This window comes from Calidifontibacillus erzurumensis (genome assembly GCF_013303125.1).
In the GTDB taxonomy this organism is placed as follows: Bacteria; Bacillota; Bacilli; order Bacillales; family Bacillaceae_J; genus Calidifontibacillus; species Calidifontibacillus erzurumensis.
This window is the reverse complement of sequence record NZ_JABTTE010000005.1, coordinates 14,044-31,726: the sequence shown is the minus strand read 5'-3', so window position 1 is coordinate 31,726 and position 17,683 is coordinate 14,044. Positions and strand designations below refer to the sequence as shown.

The following is a 17,683-nucleotide window of genomic DNA, read 5'->3' as shown; positions in this document are numbered from 1 at the left end:
CTTCTTAAACTTTATCCATGGATTTTTTCTTCTATTACATTTTGATCAATACGGAACCAAATCCATAAATCATTAATAATTGATGCCAGTTCTGATATTTCAGCATTTAGCTGGCATGAACGGCGAAAATCTTCTTCTTTATCTAATTCTGCTTGTTTTGAATTAATTGTTGTTTCTAACTCTTTTATACGGTCTGGAATTTTTCCTCGTTCCGTTTCCCAAAAAGCTAAAATTTGTTGTTGCTCATTAAGACTATGTTCATGCCATTCTTTTTGTAAGCGTGGCAACAAGATTCCTAATCTTGAATCTTCTTGAAAATATTCCCGCATTAGACTCTCCCCCTATTACTTATCCATTGTACATGAATTTTCATAGGATGACCAATCTTAGTAATTTTTAAAAATAATTTTTATAAAACCTATTGAAAAATTAAAAAAAAGTTGTTAGAGTATAGTGTATTAATGAATAAACATTCTTTCAAAGAGGGATTTTCCTCTTACATTTTTGTTTTCGAATGAATAAATATAAAATATAAAGAATCTTTATACAGAATCTGAGGAGGAGTCAGCAGTGGCTAACAAAAAATGTGTTCTTGCTTATTCTGGAGGTTTAGATACATCTGTAGCAATCAAATGGATTGCTGAAAGAGGATATGATGTAATTGCGGTTTGCCTCGATGTCGGTGAGGGAAAAGATTTAGATTTTATTAAAGAAAAAGCCTTAAAAGTTGGTGCAATTAAATCAATCGTTATTGATGCAAAAAATGAATTTGCGGAACAATATGTTCTTCCTGCTCTTTATGCAAATACGATGTATGAAAATAAGTATCCTTTAGTATCAGCTCTATCCCGTCCGTTAATTGCGAAAAAACTTGTGGAAATTGCTGAACAAGAAGGTGCTCAAGCGGTAGCTCATGGTTGTACTGGAAAAGGTAATGACCAAGTTCGTTTTGAAGTATCATTTGCAGCATTAAATCCAGAATTAGAAGTGATCGCACCAGTTCGTGAGTGGAGCTGGTCTCGTGAAGAAGAAATTGAATATGCTAAAAAACATGGTATTCCTATTCCAATCAATTTAGACAGCCCTTATTCAATCGACCAAAATCTTTGGGGACGTGCGAATGAATGCGGTATTTTGGAAGATCCTTGGGCTGCTCCGCCGGAAGATGCTTATGAATTGACAAATTCAATTGAAAATGCACCGGATACACCGGAATATGTTGAAATTGAATTCGTTCAAGGGAAGCCAGTTGCACTTAATGGCAAATATTATCCATTAGATGAGTTAATCCTTACATTAAATAAATTGGCAGGAAAACACGGAGTTGGACGAATTGACCATGTTGAAAACCGCTTAGTGGGAATCAAATCTCGTGAAGTTTATGAAGCACCTGCTGCAGTAACTTTAATTAAGGCTCATAAAGAACTAGAAGATTTAACACTTACTCGCGAAGTTGCTCATTTCAAACCAATTATAGAAATGAAATTAGAAGAAGTTATTTATAATGGTTTATGGTTTTCACCTTTAACTGACGCATTAAAAGCATTTTTAACTGAAACGCAAAAAACAGTTACAGGCGTTGTTCGCGTAAAATTATTTAAAGGCAATGCCATTGTAGATGGACGTAAATCAGACTACTCTTTATACAATGAAAAACTTGCTACTTACACAACGGAAGATACATTTGATCATACAGCAGCGATCGGCTTTACGAAATTATGGGGTCTTCCAACACAAGTACACAGCATGGTAAACGGCAAGAAGAAGGTGAATGTGTGAAAAAGCTCTGGGGTGGACGTTTCCAAAAAACAGCCGAAGAGTGGGTCGATGAGTTTGGAGCATCGATCCACTTTGATAAACAGCTCGTCGAAGAAGATATCCAAGGAAGTCTCGCCCATGTAACAATGCTTGGTAAATGCGGGATTTTAAAGAATGACGAAGTTGAGCAAATTAAGGCTGGCTTACAAACTTTATTAGAAAAAGCAAAAAACGGCGAATTAGAATATTCTGTTCGTTATGAAGATATTCATCTAAATATCGAAAAACAGCTCATTGATTTAATAGGCCCAGTAGGAGGCAAGCTTCATACTGGCCGCAGCCGTAATGATCAAGTTGCTACTGATGTGCACTTGTATTTAAGAAATCAAGTTCATGAAATTTTAGAATCGATTCGGGCTTTACAAAAAGCGCTCGTAAAACAAGCGGAACAACATATTGAAACAATTATTCCAGGATACACACATTTGCAAAGAGCCCAGCCGGTGTCGCTAGCTCATCACTTTTTAGCGTATTTTTGGATGTTAGAGCGTGATTATCAACGTATGCAAGAGGCGTATAAAAGAATCAATATTTCTCCGCTTGGCGCTGGTGCGTTAGCTGGGACAACCTTTCCAATAGATCGCGAATATACTGCGAAACTATTAGGATTTGATGGGGTTTATCAAAATAGTTTAGATGCTGTTAGCGACAGGGATTATATTATAGAGTTTTTAAGCAACGCATCGATTTTGATGATGCACTTGTCCCGTTTTTGCGAAGAATTAATTTTATGGTCTAGTTCAGAATTCAATTTTATTGAAATTGATGATACATTTGCGACAGGTTCAAGCATCATGCCGCAAAAGAAGAACCCTGACATGGCAGAATTAATCCGCGGAAAAACCGGGCGGGTTTACGGGGCTCTATTTGGTTTATTAACCGTCATGAAAGGAACACCGTTAGCCTATAATAAAGATTTCCAAGAAGATAAAGAAGGAATGTTCGATGCGGTTAAGACAGTTAAAGGGTCATTGCAAATTTTTGCGGGCATGATTGAGACATTAACAATTAAGACAGATGTGTTAGAGCAAACGGTAAAAGCTGATTTTTCAAATGCAACGGAATTGGCAGATTACTTGGCAACAAAAGGCATGCCATTCCGCGAGGCTCATGAGGTTGTTGGAAAATTAGTTTTATATTGTATTCAAAAAGGTGTATTTTTGTTAGATTTAACGATCGATGAGTATAAAGAAGCGTCCCCGTTGTTTGAAGAAGATATTTATGAAGTTTTACAACCCAAAACGGTAGTTTCTAGACGGAACAGCTTAGGTGGTACGGGGTTCGAACAAGTTAAATTGGCATTAGAGAAAGCAAAAAAAGCGTTGGATGAATAGTTCCAACGCTTTTTTTTCTATGAAGGTTTACTATGAATCTTTATTCCTCGACATCTCCCTCAATGCGCACGACTAAAACATCGCATTTTGCATACCGGGTTATATGTTCTGAAACACTACCAATGAAGAAGCGTTCAACTGCATTTAATCCAGTTGCTCCGCATACGATTAGATCAGCATTATGTTTTGGAGCAATTTCTTTTGCAATCCTTACTTTCGGTGAGCCGTATTCTACAATTGTTTCGACGTTTTGGACGCCTTCTTTTTCTGCTTCTTTTTTATGAGATTCAAGCAAATCTGTGGCAAATTCTTCTGCACGTTCAGCGAGGGTGCGGTCATATGCTTCAACAGTTGCAAATGATCTTGTGTCAATTACATGGGTAATCATCAATTTTGCATTGTTGGCTTTTGCAATTGAAACCGCTTTTTTAAATGCTCTTTCTGATTCTTTAGAGCCATCAATTGCCACTAAAATATTTTTATAGGAAAAACTCATGATAATTCCCCCTCATTGGCAATGTAAGGTAATTTATAAATTTATTATACCATACAATTCAATTTAATTTGTTCAAAAATTGAAAATAAATTGACAAATTGGTTAAGAAATGGTGGATAAATAAGATTTATGAATATAATGGTAATTCATGAAAATTTTTTCTCATCAGTTTGAATAATATGTTAAAATAGTTGTGATATTGACTTAATAGAATAGCTGGGAGGAATATCAATGCGAATAGGTGTACCAACAGAAATCAAGAACAATGAAAATCGTGTGGCAATGACTCCTGCAGGCGTTGTTCATTTAGTGAATTCTGGACACGAAGTTTATGTTCAAAGTGGAGCAGGTTTAGGTTCTGGATTTTCAGATGAAGAGTATATGAATGCAGGTGCAAAGATTGTAAAAACTGCTGAAGAAGCATGGTCAATGGAAATGGTCATGAAAGTAAAAGAACCGATTGAATCAGAATATCGCTATTTTCGTGAAGGTTTAGTTTTATTTACCTATTTGCATCTTGCAGCAGAAGCTGAATTAACGAAAGAATTAATAAAACAAAAAGTTGTTTCGATCGCTTATGAAACAGTTGAACTCCCAAATCGCTCGCTGCCACTCCTTACTCCGATGAGTGAAGTTGCCGGACGTATGGCTGCACAAATTGGGGCGCAGTATTTGGAAAAGCCTAAAGGGGGAAAAGGGATATTACTATCGGGCGTCCCAGGTGTGAAAAGAGGAAAAGTGACGATTATTGGCGGCGGAGTTGTTGGAACAAATGCTGCTAAAATTGCCATTGGTTTAGGCGCTGATGTGACGATTATTGATATCAGTCCGGAACGTTTGCGTCAATTAGATGATATTTTTGGCAATCAAATCAAAACTTTAATTTCAAATCCTTATAATATTGCTGAAACACTTAAAGAGACTGATTTACTCATTGGAGCTGTACTCATTCCGGGAGCCCGTGCACCGCGGCTTGTCACGGAAGAAATGGTTAAGTCGATGCCAAAAGGTTCGGTTATTGTTGATGTTGCCGTAGACCAAGGCGGTATTGTAGAAACGATCGATCATGCTACAACTCACTCAAATCCTACCTATGAAAAATACGGTGTTGTCCATTATGCAGTGGCTAATATTCCAGGGGCAGTGCCACATACAGCAACCATTGCTTTAACAAATGTAACTGTACCTTATGCATTACAAATTGCTAATAAAGGTTTTGAAAACGCTTGCTTAGAAAATACAGCCTTATTAAAAGGGTTGAATACGTTGAATGGGTATGTCACATACAAAGCTGTTGCTGAAGCACACGGCTTAGAATATTGTGACCCATTAGAGTTATTGAAGAAGTAAATAAGTACGAAACTTTTAAGAAATAGCTGCTTAATTGTGGAATATGGAGAAAGAAAGTGGAGAAAATTGAATGTCTTTTCTTCACTTTCTTTATTTCATTTCTTAACGATTTACTTAATAATTTGCAGGTCTTTCGGGAAATTCGTTAACACTTCTGCTCCGTCAGCTGAAATAATAATATCATCTTCAATACGAACGCCTCCAACGTCAGCAACATAAATTCCTGGTTCGATTGTAAATGCCATCCCTTCTTTTAATAGATTTTTGTTTGCTGCATGCATGGAAGGGTATTCATGGACATCAATACCAAGACCATGTCCAATTCGATGGGTGAAATATTCCCCATAACCTGCTTTAGTAATAATATCTCGAGCGACCTGATCAATTTTTCCGATTTCAATTCCCGGTTTGCATTCCTTTAGGGCGGCTAATTGAGCTTTTAAGACAGTATCATAAATTTCTTTCTGTTTTTCATTAATAGAGTAATAGGCAACAGTGCGGGTTATATCAGAACAATAGCCATCTAAAACGACACCAAGATCAAATAAGACAAGGTCTCCTTTTCGGATGTCTTGAAGGCCTGGTGAACCGTGAGGGGATGCTGTTTTTTTGCCAGTCAAGACCATTGTTGAAAAAGCCATATCTTTAACGCCTTTCTTTTTCAACTCATATTCAATTTTTGCTACGATTTCTAATTCTGTTCTCCCTTCTTTAATAGCACTGATACCGATTTCTACACCTAAATCTGCGAGCTTTGCCGCTTCTCTTAATAAACTAACTTCTTTTTCGTCTTTGATTAAACGGAGTTCGTGCATGATTTCTTCTAAAGATTCAAACTTTACATTTGGAAAAATAGATTGTAAATTTTCACAGCGGCTAACATTGAGGTGTTCTTTTTCAATTGCCAACGTATTGACGTTTAAGTTTCTTTTTTGGAACGCTTTTTGAATCAGTTCCCATGGATTATCTGTATCACTATAACCTATAATCTCGAAACCCCAACCGCTTGCTTTAGCTTCACCAGTTTCCATTTTCGGACAAATTAAAAATGGTTCTTCTTCTTGGAAAAGGAAAATTGCGGCAACTCGTTCATGTGGTGTCGTATAAAAATTACTTATATAAAAAATATTGGCTGTTGATGTTAAAAGCGAGGCACTTATATCTTTTTGTTTCATCCATTTTACTAGTTCACTAATTCGTTTTTGCACCATTAAAGATCCCCTCTTTTTCTAAAATAATCATTTGATAAAATATTTTAAAATATATGGAAGCACAATCCAAGCGTTTTCCAAATTTGAACAGATGGATGTAAATTTATTAAAATAATGAAGGATTAATTAAAGGAATTTTAAAGATTTTTGTTGTATATGAGTAATTGAATGAAAAAATAATGCAAAGGGGCGAATACAAATGAAAGTTTCTTATCATGGTCATGCTGCTGTTTTGATTGAAACGGAAGGGAAACGAATCATTATCGATCCGTTTATTACCGGAAATGGATTAAGTGACTTAAACGCAGAAGAACTAAAGGTAGATGCAATTCTATTAACTCATGGTCATGGGGATCATGTCGGAGATACAGTGCAACTAGCAAAACGAAATGATGCTCTTGTAGTTGCTCCTAATGAATTAGCTGTTTATTTAGGCTGGCAAGGATTGAAAGTACATCCGATGCATATTGGCGGTTCTTATCAATTTGATTTTGGAAAAGTTAAGTTTACACAAGCATTTCATGGTTCATCATTTATAAAAGATGATACGAAAGAAATTATTTACACCGGTATGCCTTCAGGAATTTTATTTACAAACGAAGGAAAAACAATTTATCATGCAGGCGATACAGCGCTATTCTCCGATATGAAATTAATTGGGGAACTGAACGAAATTGATGTTGCGTTTTTACCAATTGGTGATAACTTTACAATGGGACCAGATGATGCTCTGATTGCCGCTCAATGGGTCAAAGCGAAAACGGTCGTGCCAATCCACTTTAACACGTTCCCAGTCATTCAGCAAGATGGAGAGGCATTTGTTTCCAGACTTTCACAACAAAATATTAATGGAAAACTATTAAAACCTGGTGATTTTATAGAACTATAAAAATTGTTCATAAAATTTTAGCAAAACTACTACTATTTATCACGGCAATGCATTGAAGTCAACTCTATCGCCAAGGTATAATATAAAAGATATATTGCGAATGATTGATTTCAAATCTATTTCGCTGAAGGTATGGTGATTGAGTTGGCGACAAAGCATGAACAAATTTTGCAGCATATAGAATCATTGCCAGTTGGTCATAAAATTTCCGTACGGCAAGTGGCAAAAGATTTAAATGTTAGTGAAGGAACAGCGTACCGAGCGATCAAGGATGCTGAAAATAAAGGATTAGTTAGTACTATTGAACGCGTTGGAACGATTCGGATTGAAAAAAAGAAAAAGGAAAATATAGAAAAGTTAACCTATGCTGAAATTGTAAATATTGTTGATGGGCAAGTTTTAGGAGGAAAAGAAGGGCTACATAAAACTTTAAATCAGTTCGTAATTGGTGCGATGAAATTAGAGGCGATGTTGAGGTATGTTGGGGCCGGAGATTTATTAATTGTGGGCAACCGCGATCGTGCTCATGAAGAAGCATTGAAAGCAGGGGCAGCCGTTCTAATAACAGGCGGTTTTGATGCTGAAGAAAAAGTAAAGCAGTTGGCCGATGAGAAAAAGCTGCCGATTATCTCAACAAGCTATGACACATTTACAGTAGCCACAATGATTAACCGGGCCATTTATGACCAACTCATAAAAAAAGAAATTGTTGTAGTTGACGATATATTAACACCTGTTGATCGTACATTTTTTATGAAAACAACAGATTTGGTTGATAAATGGTATGAATTAAATTCAGAAACAAAGCATAGCCGCTTCCCGGTTGTAGATGAAAATATGAAAGTGTATGGAATGGTCACTTCGAAAGATATTATGGGGGTTGACCGGCAGTTGCCAATTGAAAAAGTGATGACGAAAAATCCGATCACTGTCAATGCCCGTACATCGGTAGCCAATTCTGCCCACCTAATGGTTTGGGAAGGAATTGAACTTTTGCCGGTTGTTGATGATCATAATCGATTGCTTGGAATTGTCAGCCGTCAAGATGTGTTAAAAGCGTTGCAGGTGATTCAGAGACAGCCTCAAGTTGGCGATACAATTGACGATATTGTGACAAGCCAGTTTTCAGAAAACAATGATGGCCCTCCACATTCTTATCTTATTAAAGTTACACCGCAAATGACGAACCATCTCGGCACTATCTCCTACGGGGTTTTTACAACGATTGTCACCGAGGCAGGAAGCCGTGTTTTGCGCAATTATAAAAAAGGCGATTTAGTTATTGAAAATTTAACGATTTATTTTATTAAGCCTGTTCAAATCGATACGACGTTGGAAATACATCCAAAAGTGTTGGAAGTGGGACGAAAGTTCGGGAAGGTTGATGTCGATGTTTATCAAGATGGCAAAAATGTAGGAAAAGCCTTATTGATGGCTCAATTGATTGATCGATAGAAAGAAAAAGGCTGGCATATTTGTCAGCCTTTATTTTTATATTGTTCTTCAGCTTCTTCTATCGCTTTCACTTGGTAATATTTAAAAGCTCTGTATCCTTGGTACGCATACACCAAACCAACAACCGCAAAAACGATGCCTACGATAATAGCGACTTTATCTCTCCAAATAATTAATTGATCAAGTCCGAAGAAAAACATAAAAAGACCTAATGCGATTGTTGCTTTACTTGATGTCCATTGTCGATAATATGGTAGTTTTATGCGAAAATATTTAATCCTGAAAAAAACATATGCAGTGATACATAGAACGGAAAGTACGGCAAAGATAGGCATGTAAATTCCTCCATATTATATTTCTCTTTTTACGTAACTTATTGTACCATTAAAAGAAAGTCTATGTTTAATTTTAATTGATTTGACTGTTGTTGAACAATGATAATAAAAAATAGCTAAATAAATGGAGGATCATATGAAAGCAGAGATTTTGGAAATCATTAAGCAATACGATACGATTATTATTCATCGCCATGTACGTCCTGATCCAGATGCAATAGGCTCCCAAGGTGGATTAGCTGAAATTTTAAAAGCATCTTTTCCGGATAAAAAAGTTTATGTTGTTGGAGAAATGTATGATTCCTTACGATTTCTAAATGAAATGGACATAATAGCTGATGAAACTTATGAAGGAGCTTTAGTTATTGTTTGTGATACAGCCAATCAAGAAAGAATAAGCGATCAACGGTATAAACTCGGTGAAAAGATCATAAAAATTGATCATCATCCAAACCATGATCAATATGGCGATCTTATATGGGTTGATACAACTTCCAGTTCAACCAGTGAGTTAATTTATGAATTTTATTTATCTGGAAAAGATAAAGGATTAAAAATGAATGAAAAAGCGGCACGGTTAATGTATGCCGGCATTGTCGGAGATACAGGAAGATTTTTATTTCCGAGCACTAATATAAAAACATTTAGATATGCCGCTGATTTGTTAGAGTATAATTTTAATCGGACAGAATTGTACGACGGACTTTATAATACGAAATTAGAGGTCGCTCATTTGCAAGGATATATTTTGCAAAACTTTGTTCATACACCATCAGGGGTTGCTCATATTTCGATCACAAAAGAAATGCTCGAAAAATTTAACGTTACAGTTGCTGATGCTTCCCAATTAGTTGGAACATTAGGAAATATTGAAAATGTGTTAGCATGGGTATTCTTTATTGAAGAAGACAAAGAAATCCGTGTGCGTCTTCGCTCAAGAGGACCGATTGTAAATACGATTGCCCAAAAATACAATGGAGGGGGCCACCCACTCGCATCGGGAGCTACGATATACAATTGGGAGGATCGAAATTTAATCATTGCAGATTTAGAAAAAGCTTGCTTGGAATTTAAGAAGGAATAAATGATATTTGAAGCAATGGACGGTTCTTTAGTAGTAAAAAAGGAACCGTCCCCTATTACTGAATCTCAATTTTTAAATAGAGATCAAGTCTTGTAAATAAATGGAGCTGCTCTACTTTTAGACGATAATTTTGTTCTTCTAGTGTGATCGTCTTATTTTCAATCGTGTTGATAAGTAATTTTACATTTTCAGCGACCGTTTCAATATCTTTTTTGATGATCGTATTAATATCTTCTTTAATCGCTTGCTGCAAGTTGAATTTTGTAAATTCATTGAGCATCAATTTCTTTTCATTTGTAAAATAAATATTAATTTCTTCAATAATTAATTTCTTTTTGTTTTCTTCATTTAACTTTTCATAATCTTTTTGCCAAATCTCTTTCTCTCTTTCCAATTGTTTAATTTTTGCTTGCTGTTCCATAATTAATTGGACTTGTTTGTCTTGCACATGGCCATACATAAATAAAAAAACAAGGAAGCCGGCGAGGAATCCTATAAAAAATCCGGCCAACAATCGTTGCCAAGATTGTTTTAGATAAAAAGGCGGGATTCTCATTACGAAACATTCTCCTGTATGAGCCAGCTAATTATTTTTGAAGCAGTTTGCGTTCCACCCATGGCAGAAACAATTAAAAGGACTTGCTTAAAAATATCAAGGGGCACCCCATCAAATAAACCGCGCTGGAAGTTCGTAATGGCATCAAAAGTTCCGCCAATAGCCGCAACAATTGCCCATATTTTTAAGCTTTTTGCAATTCTTCCTATCATTGTAAGTGGAGGTTCCCCAATCAGAAAAGCAGCAATCCCTCCGATTAAAGAGCCGCCCAATAAAATACCGAGGGCAATAAAATAACAGTTGATCATTGTTGCCATAAAGCGTTCTTGTTCCATCATGCCATCTCCCTGAACTAAAGAAGTGTAAGCCCGTTGAACAAAGTTAAATCTATTAATACATATGGACAAAAAAGGCGAAGTATGTTTGTTTTATTATATAGAAGTGTCTTACAAGGCTAAAAGGTGTGAGAATAATGAAGTTTGTCCATCTTCATGTCCATAGTTCGTATAGCTTGTTGAATAGTACGTTAACGATAGAGGAACTTGTCAAGTCTGCTTCCGAATTGGGCTATTCAGCATTGGCGCTTACTGATGAAAATGCCATGTACGGAGTTGTTCCTTTTTACAAAGCGTGCAAGGCACACAAGATCAAACCGATCATCGGGATCATTCTCTCGATTGAATCCACTTCGGAACAAGACAATCAAGAAAAGAGTTTCCCGCTTTTACTTCTGGCAAAAAATAATGATGGCTACCGCAATTTATTGAAGCTTACAACATTTGTCCAAACCGATTATCCAAACGGTGTTCCGCTCAATGTCGTTGCTCTTTATGCCAATCATTTAATTGCCATTTCCCCAGCTTTAGGAGAAATTAACAATAGTTTATTGTACCACCCTTTTCATGAGGTGGTACAAATTTATGAAAAGTATGCACAATTGTTTCCTGGCAATTTTTATATAGCGATAGAGCCCAGTCGGACACAGCATGATGAACTCTTGAACAGTCGTGTTATCCAATTTTGCCAAGAAAATAATTTTCCGGCTGTTGTTACAAATCCGGTTCACTATTTAAAACAGGATGATGCGATGATTCATGAGTGTTTGAAATGTATTAAGGATGGAACAAAATTATCCGAATCCGATTTCAGTATGTTTCGATGGGAGCACTATTTCAAAGATGAAAATACGATTTTTCAGCAATTTAGCCATCTTCCTGAGGCACTTGCCAATACAGTGAAAATTGCAAATGAATGTGAAGTGACGATCTCTCTCGGTGAGAAGATGTTACCGAAGTTCCCGTTACCAAGCGGCATCACCAGCGATCAATATTTAAAAAGTCTATGTTTCAAAGGGCTTTCCAAAAGGTATAAAGGTGAGGTGCCCGAGGAAGCGATCAACCGCTTAAATTATGAACTTGCTGTTATTCGAAAAATGAATTTCAGCGATTATTTTTTAATTGTATGGGATTTTATGAATTACGCTCATAAAAATAAAATTTTAACTGGTCCAGGGAGGGGATCGGCAGCGGGGTCTTTAGTTAGTTATGTCCTTGGAATTACAAACGTCGATCCATTGAAATACAATTTATTGTTTGAAAGATTTTTAAATCCAGAGCGAGTTTCGATGCCAGATATTGATATCGATTTTCCAGACCATCGCCGTGATGAAATGATTCAATATGTTTCTAAAAAATATGGAATTGAACATGTTGCTGAAATTATTACGTTTGGAACGTTGGGAGCACGTGCATCTATTCGAGACGTTGGCAGAGTACTGGGTGTGCCATCACCAGAGATTGATCAGTATACAAGACTTATTCCGGCACGAACTGGCATTACTTTAAAAGAGGCTATCAAGGAATCGACAGCTCTTCAGGCGGAGCTTAAACAGAATAAAGATGCAAGAAAAGTTTTTTCAATCGCTTTAAAAATAGAAGGGCTGCCGCGCCATACTTCCACACATGCAGCTGGTGTCGTTATTAGCGATTTGCCGCTGTCAAATTTTATTCCTTTGCAGCAAGGTCATGAAGGGATTAATTTAACCCAGTATCCGATGGATATTCTCGAAGAAATTGGTTTCTTAAAATTTGACTTTCTAGGATTAAGAAACTTGACTTTAATAGAGAACATCCTAGAGCTCATTCAAAAAGAATTAAATCAAACGATTAATCTTAACGAAATTCCGATGAATGATGAAAAGACATTTGCCTTGTTAGGTGACGGAGATACGACAGGAGTTTTCCAACTCGAGTCTGCCGGAATGAGAAACGTACTTAGGCAACTTAAGCCAACGAATTTAGAAGACGTTGCAGCGGTCAATGCATTGTATCGTCCAGGCCCTATGGAAAATATCCCAACTTTCATTGCTAGAAAGCATGGAAGACAAAAGATCTCTTATCCTCACCCGGATTTAAAAGAAATATTAGAGCCGACATATGGGGTTATTGTTTATCAAGAACAAATTATGCAAATTGCTTCAAAGATGGCTCGTTTTTCACTAGGAGAAGCGGATCTCTTGCGGCGTGCTGTAAGTAAAAAGAAAAGGGAAATTTTAGAAAAAGAGCGAGATCATTTTATTAAAGGCTGCCTTGCCAACGGGTATGATGAAAATGTTGCGAAAAAAGTGTATGACCTGATCGTTCGTTTCGCAAACTATGGCTTTAACCGAAGCCATGCTGTTGCATATAGTTTGATCGCTTATTGGCTTGCTTACTTAAAGGCTAATTATCCGCTTTATTTTATGTCTGCGCTTCTCTCAAGCGTCATCGGTAATGAAGAAAAAATTGCCCAATACATCGGTGAAGCGAAGCAAAAACAAATTAAAATCTTGCCTCCATCCATTAACAATAGCGGTGTGACTTTTACAGTAGAAGATGGAAAAATAAGATTTAGTTTAAGCTCGATTAAAAATGTCGGTATTCAAGCATTAAAAGAAATTGTTCATGAGCGCAAGCAAAATGGTCCATTTAAAGATTTATTTGACTTTTGTGCAAGGGTTCAATTGCGTGTAGTAAACAGACGTGTTATTGAATCGCTCATTCTGTCAGGAAGCTTTGATGAATTTGGGAAAGACAGAGCTGTACTCTTGGCAAGTGTAGACCGGGCAATCGAATATGCTGAACTAGCAAAAGAAGAAGAGGGTGGTTTTTATTTATCGGATGACATCGTTCCAAAACCACAATATATGCAGATAGATCCGTTCACAACAGAAGTTAAATTGCAGTTTGAAAAAGAAGTGCTCGGTTTTTATTTATCCAATCATCCGATTGAACCTTACCATCATTTATTAACCCGCATGAATGCAAGAAAAGCTGCGAATATAAAAACGGAATTTGGCACAAATGTCTATTTCGGAGCTTTGCTTGAAGAGGTCAAGGTAATTAAAACAAAAAAAGGGGACCAAATGGCCTTTCTAGTTTTAAGTGATGAAACAGGAGGGATTGAAGCTGTTATATTCCCCGCTGTATTCCAAAAATATGCACACTTGCTTCAAAAAGGAGAAATACTATTAGTCAATGGCAAGGTAGATGAAAGGGAACAAAAGGTGCAATTGATTGTACAGGAAGTAATATCAATTACCGACATTAAAGAACATGCTTTTGAAAAGTTATATTTAAAAGTTGACAAAAATCAACAAGAGTCAGGGAAATTATACCAAATAAAAAATATATTAAAACAATATCCTGGAACAACGGATGTATTAATTTATTATGCAGAGGAACAAAAAACAGTGTTATTGCCAAAGGAATGGTCTGTAAAATTGTCAGATGAATGTCTGAAAAAATTAAAGATCGTCTTAGGGTCGAAAAATGTTGTAATAAAAAAATAATTGGAGAAATAAAAAAAAGGTAAAAAAATATAGCATCTTTACATGAATTTCACTTTTGATATAATAAAAGAGTTTAGAACTAATGTTTAAGACTAGGTCATAATTTTTATCGGAATACTTAAAGGAGTGAAAGGGATGTCCGTTCTACGGGAGGAAGCACTGCATATTCATCGAGTAAACAAAGGTAAATTGGAAATAAAATCAAAGGTTCAAGTACTCAATGCCTATGATTTAAGCTTAGCTTATTCACCAGGGGTTGCAGAGCCTTGTAAAGTTATTTATGAAGATAAAAATAAAGTTTATGAATATACAATGAAGGGTAATATGGTAGCAGTAGTATCAGATGGTACGGCTGTACTAGGTTTAGGCAATATCGGACCTGAAGCAGCGATGCCGGTTATGGAAGGAAAAGCTGTTTTATTTAAAAGCTTTGCTGGTGTTGACGCTTTTCCGATTTGCTTAAAAACAACCGATATTGACAAAATTGTTGAAACTGTCAAATTGTTGGAGCCAACTTTTGGCGGCGTCAATTTAGAAGATATCGCTGCTCCAAACTGCTTTATAATTGAGGAAAGACTAAAAAAAGAAGCAAATATTCCTGTTTTTCATGATGACCAACATGGAACTGCAATTGTAACGGTTGCTGGTTTATTAAATGCATTGAAGCTCGTTGGTAAATCAATTTCAGATATTAAAGTAGTATTAAATGGAGCAGGTGCAGCCGGGATTGCAATTGTTAAACTTTTATATCATTTTGGTGTAAGAAACGCGATTATGTGCGATACAAAAGGTGCAATTTTTGAAGGTCGTACGTACGGCATGAATGAAATAAAAGAGCAAGTTGCGAAAATGACAAATTTGGAGAAAATTGAAGGAACATTAGCGGATGTGATCCGGGGTGCGGATGTGTTTATTGGTGTATCAGTTGAAGGAGCTTTAACTCCTGAAATGGTTCAATCAATGAATGAAGATCCAATCATTTTTGCAATGGCAAATCCAATACCGGAAATCATGCCGGATGTTGCGAAACAATATGGTGCCAAAGTGATTGGAACAGGACGTTCTGATTTCCCAAATCAAGTTAACAATGTATTGGCGTTTCCAGGTATCTTCAGAGGAGCCTTGGATACACATGCCACTCACATTAATGAAGAAATGAAAGTGGCGGCTGTTCATGCTATTGCAAACTTGATTTCAGATGATGAACTTTCACCGGACTATGTCATCCCAGCTCCTTTTGATCCAAGAGTAGCCCCTGCCGTAGCTAGTGCAGTAGCAAAAGCAGCAATCGAAACAGGTGTAGCAAGAAAAATCGTTGATCCGGAAGAAATTAGAGAAAAAACAAGAAGACTAGCTGCCATCGGACAAAATTAAGCTGCTTGTATTCGCGTTTTTCCTTTATAATGGAGGCTGTAAGGGGGGATTTGGTTGCATATCAAGGATTTATTTGGAAAAAAGAAGAAAAAATATGCCTCGATTCCTACTGAACAAATGATGCAAGATGTTCCAGAAGGAATTATGACGAAATGTCCGGAATGCAAAAAAATTATGTATACAAAAGAATTAAAGAAAAGTTTAATGGTATGTCCAACATGCGAGTACCATTTTCCAATGAATTCCCGTGACCGGATTGAAAGTTTAATTGATGAAGGAACTTTTGTAGAATTTGATGCAGAGATGGTGTCAGAAAATCCATTAAACTTTCCTGGGTACCTAGAAAAGCTCGAACAAGACCGGTTAAAAACCGGTTTAAACGAAGCGGTTGTTACAGGTATAGGGAAAATTGACGGTTTTGAAGCAGTCATCGCCGTTATGGATTCAAACTTCCGTATGGGCAGCATGGGATCTGTTGTTGGAGAAAAAATTACACGTGCTATTGAAAGAGCAATGGAGCGAAAAGTTCCCTTCATCATTTTCACTGCCTCCGGTGGAGCGCGAATGCAAGAAGGTGTATTAAGTTTAATGCAAATGGCGAAAACGAGTGCTGCTTTGAAAGCATTTAGCAACAGCGGCGGCTTGATTATATCAGTGATGACACACCCGACAACAGGAGGGGTATCTGCAAGTTTTGCTTCACTGGGCGATTATAATTTCGCAGAACCAGGCGCATTAATCGGATTTGCAGGCAGAAGGATCATTGAGCAAACGATCCGCGAAGAGCTTCCTGAAGACTTCCAAACGGCTGAGTTTCTGTTAAAACGTGGCCAATTAGACAAGGTCATCAAACGGTCAGAATTAAAAGAAACATTGAGAACGGTCCTCGACATTCATCAATTTAAAATTGACTAGGTGGTGTTCTGATTGGCAGGAGAAATGGAATTTGAACGTCCGGTAATTGAACTGCGAAAGAAAATTACCGAACTAAAAAAATTTATGGAAGATAAAGATATCGATCTCTCTGATGAGATTGCTAAATTAGAAAAAAGATTGGAAGTAGTGGAACAAGAAGTCTATGGCAATTTAAAGCCTTGGGATCGTGTACAAATTGCCCGCCATCCAAACAGACCAACGACTCTTGACTATATTGAACACCTTTTTACAGATTTTATTGAATTGCACGGGGATCGTTGTTATGGCGATGACGAAGCAATTGTTGGCGGCATTGCGAAATACCGAGGTATTCCTGTAACCGTTATAGGGCATCAGCGTGGGAAAGATACGAAAGAAAATATTCGTCGTAATTTCGGCATGCCCCATCCGGAAGGTTACAGAAAAGCTTTGCGGTTAATGAAACAAGCGGAAAAATTTAACCGTCCAATTATTACATTTATTGATACAAAAGGGGCTTACCCTGGAAAAGCTGCTGAGGAAAGAGGCCAAAGTGAAGCGATCGCAAGAAATTTATTTGAAATGGCTGGTCTTACTGTTCCAATAATCAGTATTGTAATTGGAGAAGGAGGAAGTGGTGGAGCTTTAGGAATCGGAGTAGGCAATCATATTCATATGTTGGAAAACTCTACATATTCCGTTATTTCTCCAGAAGGAGCGGCTTCTATTCTTTGGCGTGATGCAACACAGGCAAAACGAGCTGCTGAATCAATGAGAATTACTGCCCCTGATTTAAAAGAACTTGGGATTATTGATACTATTATTCCTGAAATCAGAGGCGGTGCCCATCGTGATGTCGTCAAACAAGCAGAAGAAATCGACAAAGTGATCAACGAATCATTGCAAAATTTGATGAAACTAGATAAAAATACGCTTGTTGAAACTCGATATGAGAAGTATAAGAATATTGGTCGAATTTCGTTTAATGACCAATTTATAGGGGCAAAATAATCGGCTGTAAACGTGCTTTCAAATAGACGAAAGCACGTTTTCTTATA

The 17,683-nt window shown here is 36.8% G+C and carries 16 protein-coding genes; 10 read left to right on the top strand and 6 right to left on the bottom strand.

Annotated features, from left to right (window positions below):
- Positions 1–11: 11 nt before the first annotated feature.
- A complete protein-coding gene (locus tag HR057_RS05845; RefSeq protein WP_173730500.1) occupies positions 12–329 on the bottom strand; it encodes a hypothetical protein in 318 nt (105 codons plus the stop codon).
- Between the two features lie 241 nt (positions 330–570).
- Here HR057_RS05845 and HR057_RS05840 point away from each other — a divergent pair, with 241 nt between their 5' ends.
- Both HR057_RS05840 and argH read left to right on the top strand, forming a co-directional pair.
- Positions 571–1,779 carry an argininosuccinate synthase gene (locus HR057_RS05840; protein WP_173730499.1) on the top strand — a complete coding sequence of 403 codons (1,209 nt, stop codon included), beginning with the start codon at positions 571–573 and terminating at the stop codon, positions 1,777–1,779.
- Positions 1,776–3,152, top strand: a complete 1,377-nt coding sequence (gene argH / locus HR057_RS05835; protein WP_329955844.1) for an argininosuccinate lyase — start codon at positions 1,776–1,778, stop codon at positions 3,150–3,152. The genes HR057_RS05840 and argH overlap by 4 nt, the downstream gene beginning before the upstream one ends.
- Positions 3,153–3,192: 40 nt before the next feature.
- Here the strand turns inward: argH and HR057_RS05830 are convergent, their stop codons facing one another.
- A complete protein-coding gene (locus HR057_RS05830; protein WP_173730497.1) occupies positions 3,193–3,648 on the bottom strand; it encodes a universal stress protein in 456 nt (151 codons plus the stop codon).
- A gap of 231 nt (positions 3,649–3,879) precedes the next feature.
- Here HR057_RS05830 and ald point away from each other — a divergent pair, with 231 nt between their 5' ends.
- Positions 3,880–4,998 (top strand): alanine dehydrogenase, encoded by a 1,119-nt coding sequence (ald, locus tag HR057_RS05825; RefSeq protein ID WP_173730496.1) that lies wholly within the window; start codon positions 3,880–3,882, stop codon positions 4,996–4,998.
- 110 nt (positions 4,999–5,108) lie between these two features.
- On the opposite strand, the gene HR057_RS05820 is transcribed toward ald, so the two are convergent.
- Complete coding sequence (locus HR057_RS05820; RefSeq protein WP_173730589.1) at positions 5,109–6,206, bottom strand: M24 family metallopeptidase; 1,098 nt, start codon at positions 6,204–6,206, stop codon at positions 5,109–5,111.
- A gap of 202 nt (positions 6,207–6,408) precedes the next feature.
- On the opposite strand from HR057_RS05820, the gene HR057_RS05815 reads away from it, so the two are divergent.
- Both HR057_RS05815 and HR057_RS05810 read left to right on the top strand, forming a co-directional pair.
- On the top strand, positions 6,409–7,098 hold the full coding sequence (locus tag HR057_RS05815) for a metal-dependent hydrolase (protein WP_173730495.1): 690 nt from the start codon (positions 6,409–6,411) through the stop codon (positions 7,096–7,098).
- Between the two features lie 144 nt (positions 7,099–7,242).
- Positions 7,243–8,553 (top strand): DRTGG domain-containing protein, encoded by a 1,311-nt coding sequence (locus tag HR057_RS05810; RefSeq protein WP_173730494.1) that lies wholly within the window; start codon positions 7,243–7,245, stop codon positions 8,551–8,553.
- Between the two features lie 23 nt (positions 8,554–8,576).
- Here HR057_RS05810 and HR057_RS05805 read toward each other — a convergent pair whose 3' ends face one another.
- Positions 8,577–8,888 (bottom strand): YtpI family protein, encoded by a 312-nt coding sequence (locus tag HR057_RS05805; RefSeq protein WP_173730493.1) that lies wholly within the window; start codon positions 8,886–8,888, stop codon positions 8,577–8,579.
- Between the two features lie 136 nt (positions 8,889–9,024).
- Between HR057_RS05805 and HR057_RS05800 the strand changes: the two genes are divergently transcribed.
- The gene (locus HR057_RS05800) at positions 9,025–9,972 is read left to right on the top strand and encodes a DHH family phosphoesterase (RefSeq protein WP_173730492.1); all 948 of its coding nucleotides are present in this window, start codon (positions 9,025–9,027) and stop codon (positions 9,970–9,972) included.
- A gap of 55 nt (positions 9,973–10,027) precedes the next feature.
- On the opposite strand, the gene ytrI is transcribed toward HR057_RS05800, so the two are convergent.
- Positions 10,028–10,528 (bottom strand): sporulation membrane protein YtrI, encoded by a 501-nt coding sequence (gene ytrI / locus HR057_RS05795; RefSeq protein ID WP_173730491.1) that lies wholly within the window; start codon positions 10,526–10,528, stop codon positions 10,028–10,030.
- Positions 10,528–10,863 carry a YtrH family sporulation protein gene (locus HR057_RS05790; RefSeq protein WP_173730490.1) on the bottom strand — a complete coding sequence of 112 codons (336 nt, stop codon included), beginning with the start codon at positions 10,861–10,863 and terminating at the stop codon, positions 10,528–10,530. The genes ytrI and HR057_RS05790 overlap by 1 nt, the downstream gene beginning before the upstream one ends.
- A gap of 137 nt (positions 10,864–11,000) precedes the next feature.
- On the opposite strand from HR057_RS05790, the gene dnaE reads away from it, so the two are divergent.
- From dnaE to accA, 4 genes are all read left to right on the top strand, one after another.
- A complete protein-coding gene (gene dnaE, locus HR057_RS05785) occupies positions 11,001–14,357 on the top strand; it encodes a DNA polymerase III subunit alpha (RefSeq protein ID WP_173730489.1) in 3,357 nt (1,118 codons plus the stop codon).
- Between the two features lie 135 nt (positions 14,358–14,492).
- Entirely contained in the window at positions 14,493–15,731 is a 1,239-nt protein-coding gene (locus tag HR057_RS05780) for an NAD(P)-dependent malic enzyme (protein WP_173730488.1), read from the top strand.
- 117 nt (positions 15,732–15,848) lie between these two features.
- Positions 15,849–16,646 carry an acetyl-CoA carboxylase, carboxyltransferase subunit beta gene (gene accD / locus HR057_RS05775; RefSeq protein ID WP_173730588.1) on the top strand — a complete coding sequence of 266 codons (798 nt, stop codon included), beginning with the start codon at positions 15,849–15,851 and terminating at the stop codon, positions 16,644–16,646.
- Positions 16,647–16,658: 12 nt separating this feature from the next.
- Positions 16,659–17,636, top strand: coding sequence for an acetyl-CoA carboxylase carboxyl transferase subunit alpha (accA, locus tag HR057_RS05770; RefSeq protein WP_173730487.1), 978 nt, complete (start codon positions 16,659–16,661; stop codon positions 17,634–17,636).
- Positions 17,637–17,683: the final 47 nt, after the last annotated feature.